The organism is Pseudomonas sp. 14A, from assembly GCF_018132745.1.
Taxonomy (GTDB): Bacteria; Pseudomonadota; Gammaproteobacteria; order Pseudomonadales; family Pseudomonadaceae; genus Aquipseudomonas; species Aquipseudomonas mercuritolerans.
The window spans coordinates 703,216-723,964 of the sequence record NZ_JAGRQJ010000003.1; the positions used below are offsets into that span (position 1 = coordinate 703,216).

Consider the following 20,749-nt stretch of genomic DNA (forward strand, 5'->3'; position numbering starts at 1 on the left):
TCAGTTCTCCAGGACGCTGAGCAGGCCGAGGGGCAGCGGAACATCCATCAAGCGATCGAACAGCAGATAGAGACCAACCGCCATCAGGCTGATGATCACCACGCTCGGCAGCCAGCGGCCGCCATATAGACGGGCCATCGGTACGCCGGTAATGATGCTGGCCACGATGAAGCCAAGGGGTTCGAAGGTGCCGGCAAATACCAGCAGCAGCACCACGCATACACCGATCTTGGTCAGGGTTTCGCGATCCAGCGGCGGCTCGTCTTCACTGTGTTTGATCGGCGCCGGGCGAAACACCATGTACAGCAGCGCCAGGCCCATCAGGCCGAGCATCAGCAGCGGAAAGGCGCGCGGGCCGACCGGTTCGTAGGAAAAAGCCGCTTGGTACGGCCACGCCATCAGTGCCAGGCCGGCACACACCAGCAGCAACACCGAGGCGAAAATGCGTTGAATAAGCATGGGAGCTCCTGTGCTGCGTCCCGCGTAGGAGACGCAGCCACTAGACAGAGACGATCACTGGATCAGGCCGAACTCTTTGGCCAGCACTTTGTAGTCGGCGACCTGCTTTTTCACGTAGGTGTCCAGTTCCGGGCCGGTCATGGCGAACGGGAACAGCTCACGCTGATCGCGCAGCTTGGCAAACTCCTCGGAGGCCAGCAGTTTGTCGAACGCGTCTTTCCACCAGGCGTAGTCTTCGTCGCTGACCTTCGGCCCGAGGTAGAAGCCGCGCACCACCGGCCAGACGATGTCGTAGCCTTGTTCGCGAGCGGTCGGGATGTCTTTCATTTCCGGCTCGTCGAGACGTTTGTCGGCGAATACCGCGAGCAGGCGCATGTCGCCGCTCTGGATGTGCGGCATGGAGTCGGAGATGTCGGTACTGCCGACCTGGATGTGGCCGCCGAGCAGGGCCGTGGCGATTTCACCGCCGCCTTCAAGGGCCACGTAACGCAGTTCACGCGGGTTGATTCCGGCAGCCTTGGCGATCAGTGCGGTCTGCATCCAGTCCTGGCTGCCGACGGTGCCGCCGGAGCCGATAACCACCGAGCCTGGATCTTTCTTCAACGCCTGAACGAGATCGTCGAGGGTCTTGTAGGGCGAATCGCTTTTCACTGCGATGGCGCCGTAGCTGGTGCCGACGGCCGCGAGCCAGCGCACGTTGGTTTCATCGAAGCGGCCGAACTTGCCCTGAGCCAGGTTCAACAGCGAACCGCTCGACCACGCCACCAGCGTGCCGGCATCCGCCGGACGTTGCGCCACTACTGCGTTGTACGCCACCGCGCCTACACCGCCGGGCATGTAGGTCACGCGCATTGGTTTGCTCAGCAGCTTCTGGTTGACCAGTGCGCTCTGCACCAGTTTGCAGGTCAGGTCGAAACCACCGCCGGGGGAGGCGGGGGCGATGCATTCCGGACGTTTCGGCTCGGCCATGAGTTGGCCGGCAAACAGCATCGCGCCAGCGGCGAGAGCGACTTTACGCAGTGATACGTTCATTTGAGTCTCCAGAGGAGTTGTTGTTATTGATGGACTGACTGACCAAAGGGCAACGCTAAAGCTTAGCGGCAGGCGCAGTTTTCTCGCGGCGCGCGCGCAAGGACTGAAACAACGGAGGGGATATAGGACTGCGGCGAGAAACCGACAGTGCAATGGTGGAATCGAGCAAGGCGAGCAGGCATTAAAGCCTTGGTGCGCATGGAGGGCATGCTGGGGTACTCCGTTATTGTTCTTATGAGTCGAAAACGCTTCATGGCGTTTTTCGTTGCGCTGTGTGGCAGCAGCGGCGACAGTCGAAACTGTCCGTGGGCCGACTCTAACCGGCTAACCTTTCAACAACCTTTCAGTTGTCTTTCACGGTTTTCGGGCTTCACAGCGGCGGTTGCGGCTGTAAACTCCGCGGCAAAGCGCGGCGTCGGCCAACCCTGAACGAGGTACAAATCCATGCGTGTCCTGCTTGTCGAAGACCATCTGCAACTGGCCGAAAGCGTCGCTCAGGCGCTCAAGAGCACCGGTCTGACCGTGGATGTGCTGCACGATGGCGTGGCCGCCGACCTGGCGTTGGGCAGTGAGGAATACGCCGTAGCGATCCTCGACGTAGGCCTGCCGCGCATGGACGGTTTCGAGGTGCTGGCGCGGCTGCGTGCACGGGGCAAGAACCTGCCGGTGTTGATGCTGACCGCGCGCAGTGACGTCAAGGATCGCGTGCATGGCCTCAATCTCGGTGCTGACGACTACCTGGCCAAGCCGTTCGAACTGACGGAACTGGAAGCGCGAGTCAAAGCCTTGCTGCGCCGCAGTGTCCTTGGCGGCGAGCGTCAGCAGCGCTGTGGCGTGCTGGCTTACGACCTCGATACGCGGCGCTTCACCCTCGGCGACGAACTGCTGACCCTCACCTCGCGCGAGCAGGCCGTCCTCGAAGCGCTGATCGCGCGGCCGGGGCGAGTGATGAGCAAGGAACAACTGGCCGCGCAGGTGTTCGGCCTCGACGAAGAAGCCAGCCCCGACGCCATCGAAATCTACGTGCACCGCTTGCGCAAGAAACTCGACGGCCAGCCCGTAGCCATCGTCACCTTCCGGGGCCTCGGCTATCTGCTGGAAAGCCGCGATGCATAAGCCCAGCAGCCTGCGCTGGCGGTTGCTGTGGAACCTTGGATGGTTGCTGGTGGTGCTGATGCTCGCCAGTGGCTTGAGCGCTTACTGGAACGGTCGCGAGGCCGCCGACACCGCGTATGACCGCACGCTGCTGGCCTCGGCACGGACCATCGCTGCCGGGTTGTCGCAACGCGACGGCAGCCTCAGCGCCGACGTGCCTTACGTGGCGCTTGATACCTTCGCCTATGACAGCGCCGGGCGCATCTATTACCAGGTCAACGACATTCACCAGAAGCTGATCTCCGGTTACGAAAACCTCCCCGGACCACCGCCCGGCACGCCGCGTACCGACAGCTATCCGGCGCTCGCGCGCTTCTACAACGCGAAGTACAACGGCCAGAACGTGCGTGTGGTCAGCCTGCTCAAAGCGGTAAGCGAGCCGAACATGAACGGCATGGCGGAAATCCGCGTGGCTGAAACCGACGAAGCGCGGGTCAGCATGGCGCGCAGTCTGGCGGCTGACACCCTGTTGCGCTTGGGCATGCTGGCCGTGGGTGCATTGCTGCTGGTGTGGTTCGCGGTGAGTGCGGCGTTGCGCCCGCTGGAGCGGTTAAGAACCGCTGTTGAGGAACGCCAGCCTGACGATTTGCGGCCGCTGCCGCTGGTGGAAGTGCAGCATGAATTGGGGCCGTTGGTGCGCGCGCTCAATCATTTCACCGAGCGTCTGCGCGGCCAGTTCGAACGGCAGGCGCAGTTCATTGCCGATGCTGCCCATGAATTACGCACACCTCTGGCTGCACTGAAAGCACGGCTGGAACTGGGCCTGCGCTCGAACGAGCCGGAAACCTGGCGCACCACGCTGGAATCATCCGCACAAAGCACCGATCGCCTGACTCATCTGGCCAATCAGCTGCTGTCGCTGGCCCGGGTCGAAAACGGTGCGCGGGCGATTGCCGAGGGCGGCGCGCAGTTGCTCGATCTGAGCCAGTTGGCCCGAGAGCTGGGCATGGCCATGGCGCCTTTGGCGCACAAGCGCGGCGTGGCGCTGGCGCTGGAGGCGGATGAACCGGTGTGGCTGCGCGGTGAGCCGACGCTGCTCAATGAGCTGCTGAGCAATCTGGTCGACAACGCGCTGGCGCATACGCCATCGGGCGGCAATGTGATTCTGCGGGTCACGGCCCCGGCGGTGCTTGAGGTCGAGGACGACGGGCCGGGCATCCCGCTGCACGAGCGTGATCGGGTGTTCGAACGGTTTTATCGGCGCAATCAGCAGGTTGCCGGTTCAGGTCTGGGCTTGGCGATTGTCGGCGAGATCTGTCGCGCGCATCTGGCGCAGATCACCTTGCATGATGGCGAGCAGGCAGGGTTGAAGGTGCGGGTCAGTTTTATTGCCGGGTAATACTTTTGTGGCAAGGGTTTTTTGTGGCGAGGGGATTTATCCCCGCTCGGCTGCGCAGCAGTCGCAGTTCAGCGATCACAATCTGTCTGGAAAAAAACGGGTCGCAGAGTTCAGCGTCGCTTCGCAACCCAACGGGGATAAATCCCCTCACCACAGGTCAGTAGAACATCGACCGCGATTCTTCCAGATCCGCGCAGAACTGCTTGTTCTCCGGATCAATCCCCAGCTTCCTGAAAGCCGGCACGCTAAACGGGTCAATCCGCGCAAACGGATGATCGGTGTCCTTGCGGCAATACAAATTGGCTACTTGCACGACATCGACGTAATCGATGCGCGTCGAGTCGCGGCTGAAGTCTTGATAGAGCAATGGTAAATGCACCAGGCGCTCGGGAAACTCCCAGACCCGCAGCAATTTCTCGCCGAGCAATGGGTGAATCTGCTCGATCACATGGGTCAGGCTGACCGCATCGGAGAGCAGTTCATTGTGGTCTTCGGCGTAAGTCAGAATCGGCAACACGCCAATCTGATGCACCAACCCGCCGAGTGCCGCCTGATCGGGTTTGAGCTGGGTGTGGCGACGACACAGCGCATAGCTGACGCCAGCGATTTCCAGACTGCTGCGCCAGACTTCGCGCATCTTCTGTTCGACCACCTCGGAGCGGGCGTTGAAGATCTGCTCCATCACCAGACCGATCGCCAGGTTGCTGCTGTAGTTGATGCCCAAACGGGTAATGGCGGTGTGCAGGTCGGTGACTTCCTGCGCGGCGCGCAGCAGCGGACTGTTGACCACTTTGATCAGGCGCGCCGACAGCGCGGTGTCGCGGCCGATGACTTTGCTCAGATCGCTGACGCTGATTTCCGGATCCTCGGCGGCCTTGCGAATCTGCAGGGCCACTTCCGGCAACGTTGGCAGGACCAGGTCATCGTTATCGATGGCCGCAACCAAATCCTGTTGGACCTTTTCCGCCAGTTCGCTCATTTGGACTCTCTAGGGTGTTGCAACAATGCTGCGATCAACGCTGGATTTCGCGGTCGCGATCCAGTTCGTAAGGCAGGTCGAGCACGTGCAACGCGGGGCCTTCGAGGGCGCCCAGACGCAAATCACCGGCTTCGGCAGCTTCGGCCTGCAACACGGCCAGGAGTTCAATGTTTCCCTCGGCATTGGCCGCCAGCACCACTTCGCCGATCGAGCTGTTATGGCTGGGCGCGAACAACAGAGTGCCGGGCTCCGGCAACTCTGCTGCTTGGAGGCGCAAGCGGTACAGCCGACGCTTGAGCTTGCCCAGGTACTGCATGCGCGCAACGATTTCCTGGCCGGTGTAGCAGCCTTTCTTGAAGCTCACCCCGCCGACCGCCTGCAGATTGAGCATCTGCGGGATGAACAGTTCGCGAGTGGAAGGCATGACCTGACCGATACCGGCGCGGATCTGGCCCAGCAGCCATTGATTCAGTTCGCCCTCAGCCAGCGTGGCGGACAGTTGGCTTTGAATGTTTGGCGCCTGAGCGGCAGGCACCCAGAGTTCGGCGCGCTCGGGCGAGACGCGAATTGCGATCAGGCCTTCATGGCGCACAACGCTGTCGGTTTCGGCGGGCAGTGCCAGACCGAGGCTGGTCAGGGCTGCATCGCCATGCGCCAGACCGAAGCGCACCCAGGCGGCGCTTTCATCGGTCAGTTTCGATTTGGAGAACACCGCGTACTTTTTCAGGTCGGTCAGTTGCGGCTCGAGCAGCTCGCTGGCCATCGCCATCACCACGCCGTCGCCCTCAAGCAGGATGCGGAAGCTCGACTGCATCCGGCCTTTCTGCGTGCAGCGGGCGCCGAGGCTGGCGCGGGTGTCGCTCAGGTAATTGATATTGCAGGTCAACTGGCCTTGCAGGAATTTTCCGGCGTCCGCACCGCGAACCGCGAGTACGCCTTCATGAGACAGGGTGCAGAAAAAAGCAGAATCGGCCATGGGTCATCGCAGGGTAAATAGACTGGGGCACATCATAAGGGGGCAGGGTTGAAATGGGTAGTTGATAAAGGATCAGGGGTCCCCGACCAAAGCCGACTGTGCGGCCCGCGCCGGGGCTGTATACTGCCCGGCAAATTCGAGGAGGGCTCCATGGTCGAACAAGTTGAACTGAATCGCCTCTTTTGGCACAGCCGTCGCGGCATGCTTGAGCTTGACGTGCTGCTGGTGCCGTTCGTGCAGGAGGTTTACGCGACGTTGAATCAAGTGGATCGCGATCTGTACGTGCGTTTGCTGACCTGTGAGGATCAGGACATGTTCGGCTGGTTCATGGAGCGCAGCGAGTCGGAAGATCCGGAGCTGCAACGCATGGTCCGGATGATTCTGGATCGTGTCCAGCCCAAGTAATACGTTCGAATGCCGCTGGCATGCCTCACGGCAGTTGCTGGCGGCGTATCTGCTGGCCCAGGCGTTCGCCATGGGCTCGTTGTTTCTGCTGTCGATTCCACTCTGGGCCAGTCTGCTCGGCGCTTGCGCCTGTGCGCTGCATGGTTTTTGGGTGCTGCCACGGCAGATTTTGCTGAGTCATCCGAAAGCATTTTGCGGCTTGCGCCGCGATGGCGATGGCTGGCAGGTGTGGAATCAGGCTGATGGCTGGCAAGCGGTGCAACTGCGCCCGGACAGTCTGGCGCTGCCATTGATTGTGGTGCTGCGCTTTCGTCTGCGCGGAGAGTGGCGGGTCAGATCGATCTGCGTGCCACGTGACTCGCAGGCGGCGGATCTGCACCGACGCCTGCGAGTGCGGCTCAAGTTCAGCCGGCGTAGGTGGGCGGCACCAGAATAGTGTCGAGCGCTTCGGGCAGCATATCCGGATAGTCGAGGGTGTAATGCAGTCCGCGACTTTCCTTGCGTTCCATGGCTGAGCTGATCATCAATTCGGCAACCTGTGCCAGGTTGCGCAACTCGATCAGGTCGCGGCTGACTTTATAGTTGCTGTAAAACTCATCGATCTCATCCAGCAGCAGACGCACCCGGTGCTGCGCCCGTTGCAGACGCTTGTTGGTGCGCACGATGCCGACGTAGTCCCACATGAATCGGCGCAACTCGTCCCAGTTGTGCGCGATGATCACGTCTTCATCCGAGTCGGTGACCTGGCTGGCATCCCAGACGGGCAGGGCGCTTGGCGCCGCAACGTCATCGAGTTGCGCAAGAATGTCCGCCGCTGCCGAACGGGCATAAACGAAGCATTCCAGAAGTGAGTTGCTGGCCATGCGATTGGCGCCGTGCAGGCCGGTGAAGCTGGTTTCGCCGATGGCGTAGAGGCCGGGTACATCGGTGCGACCGTACTGATCGACCATCACCCCGCCACAGGTGTAGTGCGCGGCGGGGACCACCGGGATCGGTTGTTTGGTGATGTCGATGCCGAAGCCCAGGCAGCGCTCATAAACAGTCGGGAAGTGGCTTTTGACGAACGATTCAGGCTTGTGGCTGATGTCCAGATAAACGCAGTCGACACCCAGGCGCTTCATTTCATGGTCGATGGCCCGCGCGACGATGTCACGAGGCGCCAGCTCGGCGCGTTTATCGAAGCGATACATGAAGCGCTCGCCGTTGGGCAGCTTCAAATGCGCGCCTTCGCCACGCAACGCTTCAGTGATCAGGAAACTCTTGGCTTGCGGGTGATACAGGCAGGTCGGGTGGAACTGGTTGAATTCCAGGTTCGCCACCCGGCAACCGGAACGCCAGGCCATGGCGATGCCGTCACCGCAGGCGCCGTCGGGGTTGCTGGTATAAAGGTAGACCTTGGCTGCGCCGCCCGAGGCCAGAATCACGAAGCGTGCGCCGTAGGTGTCGACTTCGCCGGTGGCGCGATTCAGCACGTAAGCGCCCAGGCAACGATCGCCTTCCAGGCCCAAGCGGCGTTCGGTGATCAGATCGACGGCGACGCGCTGTTCCAGCAATTCGATGTTTTCACGCTCTTTGGCCTGGGCCAGCAAGGTCTTGAAGATCGCCGCGCCGGTGGCGTCGGCAGCATGGATGATGCGTCGATGGCTGTGGCCACCTTCGCGGGTCAGGTGAAATTCGAAACCACCGTCTTCAGTGCCGGACTGTTCGTCGCGGGTGAACGGTACGCCTTGGTCGATCAGCCATTGAATGGCCTCGCGGCTGTGCTCGACGGTGAAGCGTACGGCGTCTTCATGGCACAAGCCGCCGCCCGCATTGAGGGTGTCGTCGACATGGGATTCGACAGTGTCGGTATCGTCGAGCACGGCGGCAACGCCGCCCTGGGCCCAGAAGGTCGAACCGTTGGCGAGATCGCCTTTGCTCAATACGGCAATGCGCAGATGACCGGGCAAGGTCAAAGCGAGAGTCAAACCGGCAGCACCGCTGCCAATCACCAGAACATCGTGTTGGAACTGTTGGCTCATTTCAGGATTCCGCTCAAAGCGACCCGGGTCGGGGTTGGCGCAAGACAGCTGGATCGGCGAGTCAAGACAGCCACACAGCCCACTAGTATATAGAGGGGTTGGGCGGCACAATAGCCGGGCCCAGATGGCATTGTGAGACTACTGCGCATTTAAAAGCGCTGTGCTTCGTCGGAAGTTTTTTCCGGCGGTTTCGGGAATAGACACCTGTATCGGCGCTGAAACAGTCTTTTCCGAGCAGGGTTGCGCAATGTCAGGTGGGTACGGCTATAAATAATTGGAACTTTTGCCAAAGGCCCAAGATCAATAGACGGTGCCAGAAACCAGGGACAGTGTCGGCTTCAGTGCGGAATCTGCGTTTGGATTCCTGCCGGCGAAACCGATAACAAGATTATTCGCGCAGCCGGTTCAACCCGCGCTGCGTTTTTCGTGCGTGCCAAATCAGAGCCCGCAGGAAACTTGCTTGGAGGGGGAGAACTTTTGCGAAAAGCCCGAGTCTATGTTTGCAAGTCTGGTCGTTTAGTAATGCAAGTCTCCTCCGGGCTTATCGAGGAGTGTTCATGCTAACCCAGGAAGAGGATCAGCAGCTGGTCGAACGCGTACAGCGTGGCGACAAGCGAGCTTTCGATCTGCTGGTGCTGAAATATCAGCACAAAATTCTCGGGTTGATCGTGCGTTTTGTGCACGACACCCATGAAGCCCAGGACGTTGCTCAGGAAGCCTTTATCAAGGCGTATCGGGCACTTGGAAATTTCCGCGGTGACAGTGCGTTTTATACGTGGCTGTACCGTATTGCCATTAACACGGCAAAGAACTACCTGGTTTCCCGCGGCCGTCGGCCGCCGGATAGCGATGTAAGTTCAGAGGATGCAGAGTTCTACGATGGCGATCACGGCCTCAAGGATCTCGAATCACCGGAACGTGCATTGCTGCGGGATGAGATCGAAGGCACTGTCCATCGGACCATCCAGCAACTGCCAGAGGATTTGCGTACGGCTTTAACTTTACGTGAATTCGATGGTCTGAGTTACGAGGACATTGCGAGCGTCATGCAGTGTCCGGTGGGTACCGTGCGCTCCCGGATTTTCCGCGCTCGGGAGGCCATCGATAAAGCCCTGCAACCGTTGTTGCAGGAAAACTGAGACAGCGGCGACAGCCAAGAGAGGAACGCCATGAGTCGTGAAGCCCTGCAGGAATCGCTGTCCGCAGTGATGGATAACGAAGCGGACGAACTGGAATTGCGTCGAGTGCTCAGCGCACTGGATGATGTAGATACCCGTGAGACCTGGGCTCGTTACCAGATCGCTCGGGCAGCCATGCACAAGGATCTGCTGCTTCCGCGTCTGGATATCGCTGCGGCAGTGTCCGCTGCGCTGGAAGACGAAACGGCTCCGGCCAAAGTATCCCGCAGCCCATGGCGTAACCTGGGTCGCCTCGCTGTTGCCGCTTCGGTAACCGTGGCCGTTCTGGCCGGTGTTCGCCTGTACAACCAGGACGAAATTGCTGGTGTTGAGCTGGCCCAACAGTCGAATCAGCCTACTCTGGCCACTCCACAGGTCAAAGGTCCGGCAGTTCTGGCTGGTTACAGCGAAAGCTCGGAAGCGACTGGCCCTATGGCTAACGGCGTTCTGCAAGGTCAGCCAGGCTGGCATGATCAGCGTCTGCCAGGCTACCTGCGTCAGCACGCTCAGCAGGCTGCACTCAAAGGAACTGAAAGCGCGCTGCCATACGCACGTGCCGCAAGCCTGGAAAACCGTTAAGGAGGATCATGCGCGCCATCCCTCTACTTTCGCTTCTGCTCAGTGGCTGGTTCGTTGTTCCAGCCCACGCTGACGAGGCCCAGGACTGGTTGACCCGTCTGGGCCAGGCCGAGCAGCAGCAAAGCTTCCACGGCACTTTCGTTTACGAGCGCAACGGCAGTTTTTCCACGCACAACATCTGGCATCGCGTCCAGAATGGCCAGGTCCGCGAGCGGTTATTGCAGCTCGACGGCTCGGCTCAGGAAGTCGTGCGCATTGATGGACGTACTCAATGCGTCAGCGGCACCCTGATTGCGGGATTGGGTGACTCACCCAACGCTGCCGCCCGTGCGCTGGATCCCAAAAAGCTGAAGAATTGGTATGACCTTGCCGTCATTGGCAAGTCGCGCGTGGCTGGCCGTGAGGCAGTGATCGTCTCGCTGACCCCTCGTGATCAGCACCGTTACGGTTTCGAGTTGCATCTGGACAAGAGAACCGGGCTGCCACTCAAGTCGTTGCTGTTGAATGACAAAGGGCAGTTGCTCGAGCGTTTCCAGTTCACCAGCCTCGACACGGATGAAATCCCGTCGGACAAGGACTTGTTGGCGGACCCTGATTGCAAGCCGATCAACATTGCAAGCGACAAGGCTTCTGCAGCTAAAACCGTGCAAAACTGGCGTTCGGACTGGCTCCCGCCAGGCTTTGAGCTGACCAGCAGCAGTTCGCACAAGGATGCGCAGACCAAGACCCAAGTCAGCAGCCTGATGTATGACGATGGTCTGGCGCGTTTCTCGGTGTTCCTTGAACCGTTGAATGGCGCAACCGTCACTGACACCCGCACTCAGTTGGGCCCGACCGTCGCGGTATCCCGTCGCCTGACCACGCCGCAGGGTGAAATGATGGTCACGGTGGTCGGTGAAATTCCGATTGGCACCGCCGAACGAATCGCCCTATCGATGCGTAACAACGATGGCGCTGCGACCAGCAAGCAGTGAGCTGATTTCAGTCATTTCCACTTCGTCGTCGAGACGTCGAAATGTTTGCTGAGCATTTTCATTTGCAAAACCCCTGAAAATTTTTTATAGGTCAGAGCCTCACGGCTCTGGCCTTGTTTGTTGTTCCCGGAACAAAAATGCCGGTCTGTGGTTTCCGGTGTTCCTTTGCTCCATATCGCTTAACCCTGCTCGTCGTAACGGGAGCTGTATGTCGATACCAAGTTTGAAGTCTTACCTTTCCATCTTCGCCACCGTGCTGTTGCTCGGTCAGGCGGTTCCTGCTGCGCAAGCGGCCGATCTGCCTGATTTCACCCAGTTGGTCGAACAAGCGTCGCCAGCGGTAGTGAATATCAGTACCACGCAGAAACTGCCGGACCGTCGCGTGAATCAGCAGATGCCGGATCTGGAAGGCCTGCCACCGATGCTGCGCGAGTTCTTCGAGCGCGGCATGCCGCCTCAGCAGCGCTCGCCACGTGGCGATGGCCGCCAGCGTGAAGCGCAATCGCTGGGTTCGGGGTTCATCATTTCGCCGGATGGCTACATCCTCACCAACAACCACGTGATCGCCGATGCTGACGAAATCCTCGTCCGTCTGGCTGATCGCAGTGAGATGAAAGCCAAACTGGTCGGCACCGACCCACGTTCTGACGTGGCGTTGCTGAAAATCGAAGGCAAGGATCTGCCAGTGCTCAAGCTCGGCAAATCCCAGGACTTGAAGGCCGGCCAGTGGGTCGTCGCAATCGGTTCGCCATTCGGCTTTGACCACACCGTGACCCAAGGCATCGTCAGCGCCGTCGGTCGCAGCCTGCCGAACGAAAACTATGTGCCGTTCATTCAGACCGACGTGCCTATCAACCCGGGCAACTCCGGTGGCCCGCTGTTCAACCTGAACGGTGAAGTGGTCGGCATCAACTCGCAGATCTACACCCGCTCCGGCGGCTTCATGGGCGTGTCGTTCGCGATCCCGATCGACGTGGCGATGGATGTCTCCAATCAGCTCAAGAGCGGTGGCAAAGTCAGCCGTGGCTGGCTGGGCGTGGTCATTCAGGAAGTGAACAAGGACCTCGCCGAATCGTTCGGTCTGGATAAGCCGGCCGGCGCCCTCGTTGCGCAGATCCAGGATGACGGCCCTGCGGCCAAGGGCGGCCTGCAGGTTGGCGACGTGATCCTGAGCATGAACGGTCAGCCGATCGTCATGTCGGCCGACTTGCCGCATCTGGTCGGCGCGCTGAAGGCTGGCGCCAAAGCCAATCTGGAAGTGATTCGCGAAGGCAAGCGCAAGAATGTCGAGTTGACTGTCGGCGCGATCCCGGATGAAGACAAAGAGCTGGACACGCTGCCGAAATCCGGCGCTGAAAGCAGCAGCAACCGCCTCGGTGTTGCGGTCGGTGAATTGACCGCCGAGCAGAAGAAAACCTACGACCTCAAAGGTGGTGTGGTGATTAAGGAAGTGCAGGACGGTCCTGCGGCCCTGATCGGTCTGCAACCGGGTGACGTGATCACCCACCTGAACAACCAGGCCATCGGCTCGGCCAAGGAGTTCACTGACATCGCCAAGGCGTTGCCGAAGAACCGTTCGGTGTCGATGCGCGTGCTGCGCCAGGGCCGTGCCAGCTTCATCACCTTCAAACTGGCTGAATAAGCCAGCAACAAGGTAAAAAGAAACCGCCTCGAAAGAGGCGGTTTTTTTGTGTCTGCAGCTTTTGTCTTAGTCGGGAAAGACTTAGCCCATCATGTCCTTGACCATACGCTCCTGCTCCATCAGTTCGCGCTGGCGGGCATCGATGCGCGAGGACAGCGGGAAGTTGTTGCCCGCCTTGCGCTTGGCGAAGTCCAACTGCTGAATGGCCTGGCGGTAATCGCCGACCAGTGCAAAATACTCGGCGCGCGCCTGATGCAGGCCGATGATGTTGCCCGACAAACCGCGGGTTTCAGCAACCTGATACCAGACGTCCGGATCATCCGGGCGCGACTTGAGCAGGCTGTCGAGTGCCTTCTCGGCATCGGCGGCGCGATTCTGTTTCAGCAGCAGATCGACGCGCACCTGATTCAGCGGATAGTTGCCCGGGAACTGCGCAAGCATGCGGTCGACCCGTGACTGCGCATCGGGCAGGCGATTGTTGGTGATGTCCAGATCGACCTGAGCGAGGTTGTAGATGATCTCGTTGGGTGACTTGGCCAGCAGTTGCTTGAGGTTCTCCCGCGCTTCATTGAGCTGGCCGCCCTTGATCTGGGCGATGGCGAGGCCGTAACGCGCCACGTCGTTTTTCGGATTCTCATCGAGCAGGGCGCGGAAACGCTTGGCGCCCAGCCCCGGGGTTTCCTCGTAGATCAACTGTACCCGCGCGCGGATCAACTGGTAGCGCATGCTGTCTTCTATGCCGCCCGGTTTCGCCTGCTCGGCGCGGTTGCGGGTGTCGGCGATACGCGATTCAGTGACCGGGTGAGTCAGGAGGAATTCCGGCGGCTTGGCATCGAAGCGGTATTGGCGCATCAGACGCTCGAACATGGTCGGCATAGAGCGCGGGTCGTACCCGGCCTTTTCCAGATTGAGGATGCCGATACGGTCGGCCTCCTGTTCGTTCTGCCGTGAGAAGCGCCGTTGTTCCTGCAACGCCGCAGCCTGGGTGCCGGCGATGGTGGCGATACCGGCATCACCGCCGCCTGCCGCCGCGATGACGATACCCGCCAGCAACGCGGCCATCATCGGCACCTGCATTCTTTGTGAGGCTTCGACGCCGCGAGCGAAGTGGCGTTGCGACAAGTGCGCCAATTCGTGAGCGAGCACCGAGGCGTATTCACCTTCGGTCTGGGCGTTGAGGAACAGGCCACCGTTGACCCCGACCACGCCGCCCGGCGCTGCGAAGGCGTTGAGTTGCGGGCTGTTGATCAGGATGAATTCCAGACGTCGGTCGGAGACCTGACTGGTCTCCACCAGCTTGTAGACGCTGGATTCGACGTAATCCTTGAGTTGCGGATCGTTGAGCTGGGAAACCTGGCTGCGCAGCATGGCCAGCCAGGCGCGGCCGAGCTGGTATTCCTGTTGCGGTGAGACGATGGCAGAACTGGCGTCGCCGAGTGACGGCAGATCGTCGGCAAAGCCTGGTGAGGCGAGCAGGCAAGCGAGCGTCAGCAGGGTAGGGCGCAGAAAAGTCATGCACAAAGCCTTGGAGGACAAAGACCTTACTGTAGCCGGACACCGAAGCCGCGACCAGATATTCTAGGCAGCTCGACAACCCGAACCGGAGTGACGCAATGACTGACGCTGTAGCCCATGACGTAGAATTGGACGCCAGTGGCCTGAACTGTCCTTTGCCGTTGCTCAAGGCAAAAATGGAACTCAACAAACTGCAAAGTGGCGCTGTGCTCAAGGTGATCGCTACCGATGCCGGCTCGCAACGCGACTTCCGTACCTTTGCCAAACTCGCCGGTCATGCGCTGTTGCGCGAAGAAGACGAGGCTGGCGTCTACCGTTACTGGTTGAAAAAAGCCTGAAGCGCCGCGCTAAAAACCGAAGGGATTATTGATGTTCAAAGTGTTACGCGACTGGATTCAGCGCTACTTCTCCGATGAAGAAGCCGTGGTGCTGGCAGTGCTGCTGTTTCTCGCCTTCACCGCCGTGCTCACCCTCGGCGGCATGCTTGCGCCGGTGTTGGCCGGGATGGTGCTGGCGTATCTGATGCAGGGCCTGGTGGTGACGCTCGAGCGGCTGCGCGTGCCGGGCGGGGTGGCGGTGGGGCTGGTGTTTGCGCTGTTCATGGGCGCGCTGATGCTGTTTATTGTCGTGGTGCTGCCGCTGCTTTGGCATCAGTTGATCACGCTGTTCAACGAGTTGCCGGGCATGCTCGCCAAGTGGCAATCGCTGCTGCTTCTATTGCCCGAGCGCTATCCGCATCTGGTGTCTGACGAGCAAGTCTTGCAAGCGATCGAAGCGGCGCGGGGCGAGATCGGCAAGTTCGGTCAGTGGGCACTGACTTTCTCGTTGTCGAGTCTGCCGCTGCTGGTGAACATCATGATCTACCTGGTGCTGGTGCCGATTCTGGTGTTCTTCTTCCTCAAGGATCGGGCGATGATCGGCGAGTGGGTGCGCGGCTATCTGCCCCGCGAGCGCGCGCTGATCACCCGCGTCGCCCAGGAAATGAACCGGCAGATCGCCAATTACATACGTGGCAAAGGCATCGAGATCGTGATTTGCGGCGGCGTGACCTACATCGCCTTCATCGCGCTGGGCCTGAATTACGCGGCGCTGCTGGCGTTGCTGGTCGGCTTGTCGGTGGTGGTGCCGTATGTCGGTGCGGTGGTGGTGACCGTACCGGTGCTGCTGATTGCGCTGTTCCAGTGGGGCTGGAGCGATCAGTTCATCTACCTGATGGCGGTCTACGGGATCATTCAGACGCTGGACGGCAACGTGCTGGTGCCGTTGCTGTTTTCGGAAGCAGTGAATCTGCATCCGGTGGCAATCATCTGCGCGGTGCTGTTGTTTGGCGGGTTGTGGGGATTCTGGGGCGTGTTCTTTGCGATCCCGCTGGCGACGCTGTTCAAGGCTGTGCTCGATGCGTGGCCGCGCAAGGAGCCGGTGGTGGCGCCGTTGCTATAGCGGTTGATCCGGATTTTACAGAGAGGCTATTCGCGAGCAGGCTCGCTCCCACGGTGATTACATTTCAATTGTGGGAGCGAGCCTGCTCGCGAAGGCGTCTTTACAGACGCAGCAAAAACATCAGGCTTTATTCAGAGCCTCAGCCGCCGCCAGCACGGCATCAACATGCCCCGGCACTTTCACACCACGCCATTCCTGACGCAGCACGCCGTCCTTATCAATCAGGAAAGTGCTGCGATCAACGCCCAGGTATTCCTTGCCATACAGCTTCTTCAGCTTGATCACGTCGAACAACTGGCAAACCGCCTCGTCCTTGTCGCTGATCAGCTCGAACGGAAATTCCTGCTTGCCTTTGAAGTTTTCGTGCGACTTCAAACTGTCGCGGGAAATGCCGAAGACTTCGGTGTTGGCAGCCTTGAACGCCGCATATTGATCGCGAAAGCCCTGGCCCTGAGTGGTGCAGCCCGGGGTGCTGTCCTTCGGGTAGAAGTAGATCACCACTTGCTTGCCCTTGAGTTCGGACAGGCTGACGGTCTGCCCGCTGGTCGCAGGCGCGGTGAAATCCGCAACCGGTTGGTCGATGACAACGGCCATGAAAGCTTCCTTACATTGGGTTTTGTGGGCGCCAAGGCTCGATCAGGGCATCCAGGTTCATCGCATCGGCGAAGTCGAGGAACTGATCGCGCAGCCAGCTGATCTGGGTGCCCGCCGGCAGGGTCACGGTGAACGTGGCGTTGAGCATGGTGCCGCCGGTCTGAGGCGCCTGATAGGTGTCGCAGGTGAGGTTTTCCAGCTCGACGTTATGGTCCATGAAGAACTGGCACAGCTCATTGATGATGTCCGGGCGATACGCCGAGCTGACGTAGGCCACGTAAGGCAGCGCTTGCGGACGATTTTCCAGAGCGGCGCTGCGCACCACGTTGACTGTGAATGCGTGACGCTTGGCCAGCAACGGCAGGCTGCCTTCGAGGCGCGCGAGGGCGTCCCAGCTACCGGAAACTTCCAGCACCAGGGCGCTGCACTCGCCGTGGCGGGTCAGGCGAGAGGTGACGACGGCGCAGCGGTTTTCATGGCTGGCGCGGCACAGGACGTTGGTCAGCTCCATGGGGTTGGCGCCGAGGGCACTGATGACAAGGAATTGTTCGCGAACTGTGGGGGTGGACATGCAGCATTCCTAAAGCGATGAGCGGTCGGTAGGTTGACGGGCGTTGGTAGCCGGGAGTGCCTGTTCTGGCGGTCCGTAAAAAGAGACCCGGCCAGCGTTCGCGGCTCGCTCCACTGTGCGGGAGCGCGTCGATGCGACGCAGGAACGGGGCCTGGGAGGCCGAAAAGGGAGGCTGAAACCCGGCGTACGAGCTGATCTGTACCGATCAAAGTCTGAAGGGTAGCGAAAAGCGGCGCCAAGGGGAATGGCGGCGGCGCAGTACTTCGCTTGTGCAAGCATCTTGGCGCCAGTACCATTACCGCTCTCTTTTTCCGGCAGGAGCGGTTTCATGATTGCGGGCAGTATGGTGGCACTGGTCACTCCCATGGATGCACAAGGGCGTCTTGACTGGGACAGCCTCAGCAAACTCGTGGACTTCCACCTCAAGAACGGCACCCATGCCATCGTCGCCGTCGGTACTACCGGCGAGTCGGCCACCCTTGATGTAGAAGAGCACATCGCCGTCATCAAAGCCGTGGTCAAACAGGTTGCCGGGCGCATTCCGGTCATCGCCGGCACCGGCGCCAATTCGACCCGCGAAGCCGTCGAGCTGACCCGCAACGCCAAGGCCGCCGGCGCCGATGCCTGCCTGCTGGTTGTCCCGTACTACAACAAGCCGACCCAGGAAGGCCTGTACCAGCACTTCAAGCACATCGCTGAAGCGGTCGACATTCCGCAGATTCTCTACAACGTTCCCGGCCGCACCTCCTGCGACATGCAGGCCGAGACGGTGATTCGCCTGTCCACCGTGCCGAACATCATCGGCATCAAGGAAGCCACCGGCGACCTCAAGCGCGCCAAAGCGATCATCGATGGCGTGAGCAAGGATTTCATCGTGCTGTCCGGCGATGATCCGACCGCTGTCGAGCTGATCCTGCTGGGCGGCAAAGGCAACATCTCGGTCACCGCCAACGTCGCCCCGCGCGAAATGGCTGACCTGTGCGAGGCCGCGCTGAAGGGCGACGCCGATACCGCACGCGCAATCAACGAAAAACTGATGCCGCTGCACAAGGACCTGTTCATCGAAGCCAACCCGATTCCGGTGAAGTGGGCTTTGGTCGAAATGGGCCTGATGCACGAAGGCATCCGCCTGCCACTGACCTGGCTGAGCACCCCTTGTCATGAAACGCTGCGCTCGGCCCTGCGCCAGTGCAACGTCCTGGTTTAATTGAGGAAGTACAACGCATGAAGCGAATGGCCGGACTTTCCGCACTTGCCTTGATTATCTCCAGCACCAGTGGCTGCGGATGGGTCTGGGGGCCGGAAGGTTATTTCCGCGACCGTGGAAGCGATTACCTGCAAGCGCAACAGACTGCACCGATGCAATTGCCACCGGATGTGAGCACTGCCAAGCGCCTCGATCCGCTGTTGCCGATCCCGCGCAACGTGGCCGATGACACCGCGACGGGCGAGTACGTTGTGCCGCGTCCTCAGCCGCTTTCGGCGGTTGCCGACGCAACTGATTACTCGCTGCAGAAGAGCGGTGATTCGCGTTGGGTCGTGGCCCAGCACCCTCCGGCCGAAGTCTGGCCAGTGGCGCTGCAGTTCTTCCAGGACAACGGTTTCCGTCTGGATGAACAGCGTCCGCAGACCGGTGAGTTCACCACCACCTGGCAGCACTCCGACGAGCTGTCCGCTTCGATGGCCAAGCGCCTGAGTGCGGCCGGTATCGCCAGCGACAGCGAAACCCGCGTGCGTGTGCGCATCGAGCCGGGCGTGCAGCGCAACACCAGTGAGATCTACGTGGTCAGCGCCGAGCGTCCTGCCGGCAGCACGGCCGACGTGGCTTTCACCAACCGTTCGGTCAACACTGGCCTGGACGCTGCGCTGGTCGACGACATGCTCGCGAGCATGAGCCGCACCTCCGAGAAGGGCGGTTCGGTGTCGATGCTGGCCTCGCGTGATTTCGATGCGCCGAGCCGTGTCAGCCTGAACGAAGACGGCAGCGGCAACCCGGTGTTGAACGTCGGTACCGATCTGGACCGCGCCTGGTCGAGCGTCGGCCGTGCGCTGGAACAGGGCGAATGGCGCGTTGAAGACATCAACCGCAGCCTGGGCCTGTACTACATCAACCTGGCCGAAAAAGCCGAGAAGAAAGACGACAAGCCTGGCTTCTTCAGCAGCCTGTTCGGCAGTGCGCCGAGCAAGGAAGAAGTCGAAGCCCGCGCCGAGCGTTATCAGGTTCGCCTGAGCAAGGTGGGCGAGAACATCCAGGTTACCGTCGAAAAGAACATCAACACCGTCGCGCCGGCCGATGTCGCGCGTAAAGTGTTGAGCGTGATTCAGGACAACCTGGGCTGATCCGATATGCGTTTTGCCGTTCTCGGCAGCGGTAGCCAAGGGAACGGCACGCTGATCGCCAGTGCTGATACGTATGTGCTGGTGGATTGTGGTTTTTCCCTGCGGGAAACCGAAAGACGTCTGTTGCGCCTGGGTGTGCACCCGGCGCAACTGAGCGCGATACTCGTGACCCACGAACATGCCGACCACGTGCATGGCGTGGGTTTGCTATCTCGGCGCTACAATCTGCCGGTCTACCTCAGTCGCGGCACATTGCGCGGGATGCGCAAACCGCTTGAACCGGCTGGTTTTCTGGCCGGCGGCGAGCAACTGCAGATCGGCGCACTGAACGTCGGGGTCATTGCCGTGGCCCATGACGCGCAGGAGCCGACCCAGTACGTTTTCAGCGATCAGGAACAGCGGCGCTTCGGCCTGTTGACCGACCTGGGATCGTTCTGCGAGCGGGTGCTGGATGGCTATCGGGACCTCGATGCATTGATGATCGAGTCGAACCATTGCCGCGACATGCTGGCCCGTGGTCACTACCCGTACTTTCTCAAGCAGCGGGTAGGCGGCGAACGCGGACATCTGAACAACCATCAGGCGGCATTCCTGGTGGCCGAGTTGGGCTGGCAGGGTTTGCAACACCTGGTCCTGGCCCATCTGAGCAGCAAGAACAACCTGCCGCAGCTGGCCCGGCAATGTTTTGTCGACACCCTCGGGTGCGACCCGGACTGGCTGCAACTGGCCGATCAAGATTCAGGGCTCGACTGGCGCCACATCGCCTAGCCCACCTACTTAGCAAGCGGAGCCCATCATGGAAAAACGTGAAGAACTCTACCGCGGCAAAGCCAAATCGGTTTACAAGACCGACGATGCTGACCGCTTGATCCTGCTGTTTCGCAACGACACTTCGGCGTTCGACGGCAAGCGCATCGAACAGCTCGATCGCAAAGGTATGGTGAACAACAAGTTCAACGCTTTCATCATGCAGAAGCTCGAAGCGGCCGGCGTGCCGACCCAGTTCGACAAACTGCTGGGCGACAATGAATGCCTGGTGAAGAAGCTCGACATGATCCCGGTGGAATGCGTCGTGCGTAACTACGCCGCCGGCAGCCTGGTCAAGCGTCTGGGCGTCGAGGAGGGCATGAAGCTCAACCCGTACACCTTCGAACTGTTCTTGAAGGACGACGCCAAGGGCGACCCGTTCATCAACGAATCCCATGTCGTGGCGTTCGGTTGGGGCACCGCCGAGCAACTGGCGCGCATGAAGGAACTATCGCTCAAGGTCAACGAAGTCCTGAGCAAACTGTTCGACGACGCCGGCCTGCTGCTGGTCGACTTCAAGCTTGAATTCGGCGTGTTCAGCGACGGCTCCATCGTCCTCGGCGACGAGTTCAGCCCGGACGGCTGCCGTCTGTGGGACAAGGACACCAAGAAGAAGATGGACAAGGACCGCTTCCGCCAGGGCCTCGGCGACGTCATCGAAGCCTACGAAGAAGTCGCCGCTCGTCTGGGCGTACCGCTTTAATCGACGCAAGCATCTGATAGCACGGAAAAAATTTCGTTTG

Annotated in this window: 22 protein-coding genes; 14 read left to right on the forward strand and 8 right to left on the reverse strand. The window is 60.3% G+C overall.

Annotated elements, in window-relative coordinates:
• Both PS14A_RS05810 and PS14A_RS05815 read right to left on the reverse strand, forming a co-directional pair.
• On the reverse strand, nt 1-459 hold the full coding sequence (locus tag PS14A_RS05810) for a tripartite tricarboxylate transporter TctB family protein (RefSeq protein ID WP_137215410.1): 459 nt from the start codon (nt 457-459) through the stop codon (nt 1-3).
• Nucleotides 460-513: 54 nt separating this feature from the next.
• Nucleotides 514-1,491, reverse strand: coding sequence for a tripartite tricarboxylate transporter substrate binding protein (locus PS14A_RS05815; RefSeq protein ID WP_137215411.1), 978 nt, complete (start codon nt 1,489-1,491; stop codon nt 514-516).
• 444 nt (nt 1,492-1,935) lie between these two features.
• Between PS14A_RS05815 and PS14A_RS05820 the strand changes: the two genes are divergently transcribed.
• Both PS14A_RS05820 and PS14A_RS05825 read left to right on the forward strand, forming a co-directional pair.
• The gene (locus PS14A_RS05820) at nt 1,936-2,607 is read left to right on the forward strand and encodes a response regulator (protein ID WP_024011992.1); all 672 of its coding nucleotides are present in this window, start codon (nt 1,936-1,938) and stop codon (nt 2,605-2,607) included.
• Nucleotides 2,600-3,985 (forward strand): sensor histidine kinase, encoded by a 1,386-nt coding sequence (locus PS14A_RS05825; protein ID WP_024011993.1) that lies wholly within the window; start codon nt 2,600-2,602, stop codon nt 3,983-3,985. The genes PS14A_RS05820 and PS14A_RS05825 overlap by 8 nt, the downstream gene beginning before the upstream one ends.
• Nucleotides 3,986-4,142: 157 nt before the next feature.
• On the opposite strand, the gene PS14A_RS05830 is transcribed toward PS14A_RS05825, so the two are convergent.
• Nucleotides 4,143-4,964 (reverse strand): HDOD domain-containing protein, encoded by an 822-nt coding sequence (locus PS14A_RS05830; RefSeq protein WP_016770675.1) that lies wholly within the window; start codon nt 4,962-4,964, stop codon nt 4,143-4,145.
• Between the two features lie 34 nt (nt 4,965-4,998).
• On the reverse strand, nt 4,999-5,940 hold the full coding sequence (locus PS14A_RS05835; protein ID WP_212615504.1) for a folate-binding protein YgfZ: 942 nt from the start codon (nt 5,938-5,940) through the stop codon (nt 4,999-5,001).
• A 150-nt stretch (nt 5,941-6,090) separates the two neighbouring features.
• On the opposite strand from PS14A_RS05835, the gene PS14A_RS05840 reads away from it, so the two are divergent.
• Nucleotides 6,091-6,345 carry a succinate dehydrogenase assembly factor 2 gene (locus PS14A_RS05840; protein ID WP_007911418.1) on the forward strand — a complete coding sequence of 85 codons (255 nt, stop codon included), beginning with the start codon at nt 6,091-6,093 and terminating at the stop codon, nt 6,343-6,345.
• Entirely contained in the window at nt 6,329-6,781 is a 453-nt protein-coding gene (locus PS14A_RS05845; protein WP_212615505.1) for a protein YgfX, read from the forward strand. The genes PS14A_RS05840 and PS14A_RS05845 overlap by 17 nt, the downstream gene beginning before the upstream one ends.
• Here the strand turns inward: PS14A_RS05845 and nadB are convergent.
• Entirely contained in the window at nt 6,750-8,366 is a 1,617-nt protein-coding gene (gene nadB / locus PS14A_RS05850; RefSeq protein ID WP_212615506.1) for an L-aspartate oxidase, read from the reverse strand. The genes PS14A_RS05845 and nadB overlap by 32 nt on opposite strands.
• Nucleotides 8,367-8,923: 557 nt before the next feature.
• On the opposite strand from nadB, the gene rpoE reads away from it, so the two are divergent.
• The 4 genes from rpoE (at nt 8,924) to PS14A_RS05870 (ending at nt 12,739) form a co-directional block, all read left to right on the forward strand.
• Nucleotides 8,924-9,505 carry an RNA polymerase sigma factor RpoE gene (gene rpoE / locus PS14A_RS05855; RefSeq protein WP_003172477.1) on the forward strand — a complete coding sequence of 194 codons (582 nt, stop codon included), beginning with the start codon at nt 8,924-8,926 and terminating at the stop codon, nt 9,503-9,505.
• A 30-nt stretch (nt 9,506-9,535) separates the two neighbouring features.
• A complete protein-coding gene (locus tag PS14A_RS05860) occupies nt 9,536-10,123 on the forward strand; it encodes an RseA family anti-sigma factor (protein WP_008077804.1) in 588 nt (195 codons plus the stop codon).
• 8 nt (nt 10,124-10,131) lie between these two features.
• Complete coding sequence (locus tag PS14A_RS05865; protein WP_130910889.1) at nt 10,132-11,097, forward strand: MucB/RseB C-terminal domain-containing protein; 966 nt, start codon at nt 10,132-10,134, stop codon at nt 11,095-11,097.
• A 208-nt stretch (nt 11,098-11,305) separates the two neighbouring features.
• Nucleotides 11,306-12,739: a DegQ family serine endoprotease gene (locus PS14A_RS05870; RefSeq protein ID WP_130910890.1), complete on the forward strand. Its 1,434-nt coding sequence runs from the start codon at nt 11,306-11,308 to the stop codon at nt 12,737-12,739.
• Nucleotides 12,740-12,820: 81 nt separating this feature from the next.
• Here PS14A_RS05870 and PS14A_RS05875 read toward each other — a convergent pair whose 3' ends face one another.
• Nucleotides 12,821-14,254 carry a M48 family metalloprotease gene (locus PS14A_RS05875; RefSeq protein WP_212615507.1) on the reverse strand — a complete coding sequence of 478 codons (1,434 nt, stop codon included), beginning with the start codon at nt 14,252-14,254 and terminating at the stop codon, nt 12,821-12,823.
• Between the two features lie 98 nt (nt 14,255-14,352).
• On the opposite strand from PS14A_RS05875, the gene PS14A_RS05880 reads away from it, so the two are divergent.
• Together PS14A_RS05880 and PS14A_RS05885 are read left to right on the forward strand one after the other, a co-directional pair.
• On the forward strand, nt 14,353-14,592 hold the full coding sequence (locus tag PS14A_RS05880) for a sulfurtransferase TusA family protein (protein WP_016771269.1): 240 nt from the start codon (nt 14,353-14,355) through the stop codon (nt 14,590-14,592).
• 31 nt (nt 14,593-14,623) lie between these two features.
• A complete protein-coding gene (locus tag PS14A_RS05885; protein WP_016771268.1) occupies nt 14,624-15,694 on the forward strand; it encodes an AI-2E family transporter in 1,071 nt (356 codons plus the stop codon).
• 120 nt (nt 15,695-15,814) lie between these two features.
• On the opposite strand, the gene PS14A_RS05890 is transcribed toward PS14A_RS05885, so the two are convergent.
• Together PS14A_RS05890 and PS14A_RS05895 are read right to left on the reverse strand one after the other, a co-directional pair.
• Nucleotides 15,815-16,288, reverse strand: coding sequence for a peroxiredoxin (locus tag PS14A_RS05890; protein WP_041478861.1), 474 nt, complete (start codon nt 16,286-16,288; stop codon nt 15,815-15,817).
• Between the two features lie 10 nt (nt 16,289-16,298).
• Nucleotides 16,299-16,859, reverse strand: coding sequence for a glycine cleavage system protein R (locus PS14A_RS05895; RefSeq protein ID WP_042607411.1), 561 nt, complete (start codon nt 16,857-16,859; stop codon nt 16,299-16,301).
• A gap of 328 nt (nt 16,860-17,187) precedes the next feature.
• On the opposite strand from PS14A_RS05895, the gene dapA reads away from it, so the two are divergent.
• Genes dapA through purC form a run of 4 tightly spaced genes read left to right on the forward strand, consistent with a single transcriptional unit; the run spans nt 17,188 to nt 20,709 of the window.
• Nucleotides 17,188-18,066 (forward strand): 4-hydroxy-tetrahydrodipicolinate synthase, encoded by an 879-nt coding sequence (gene dapA / locus PS14A_RS05900; RefSeq protein WP_016771265.1) that lies wholly within the window; start codon nt 17,188-17,190, stop codon nt 18,064-18,066.
• Nucleotides 18,067-18,083: 17 nt separating this feature from the next.
• Nucleotides 18,084-19,199 carry an outer membrane protein assembly factor BamC gene (gene bamC, locus PS14A_RS05905; RefSeq protein WP_016771264.1) on the forward strand — a complete coding sequence of 372 codons (1,116 nt, stop codon included), beginning with the start codon at nt 18,084-18,086 and terminating at the stop codon, nt 19,197-19,199.
• A 6-nt stretch (nt 19,200-19,205) separates the two neighbouring features.
• Nucleotides 19,206-19,967 carry an MBL fold metallo-hydrolase gene (locus tag PS14A_RS05910; protein ID WP_024012002.1) on the forward strand — a complete coding sequence of 254 codons (762 nt, stop codon included), beginning with the start codon at nt 19,206-19,208 and terminating at the stop codon, nt 19,965-19,967.
• Nucleotides 19,968-19,995: 28 nt separating this feature from the next.
• Nucleotides 19,996-20,709 (forward strand): phosphoribosylaminoimidazolesuccinocarboxamide synthase, encoded by a 714-nt coding sequence (gene purC, locus PS14A_RS05915; RefSeq protein WP_016771262.1) that lies wholly within the window; start codon nt 19,996-19,998, stop codon nt 20,707-20,709.
• Nucleotides 20,710-20,749: the final 40 nt, after the last annotated feature.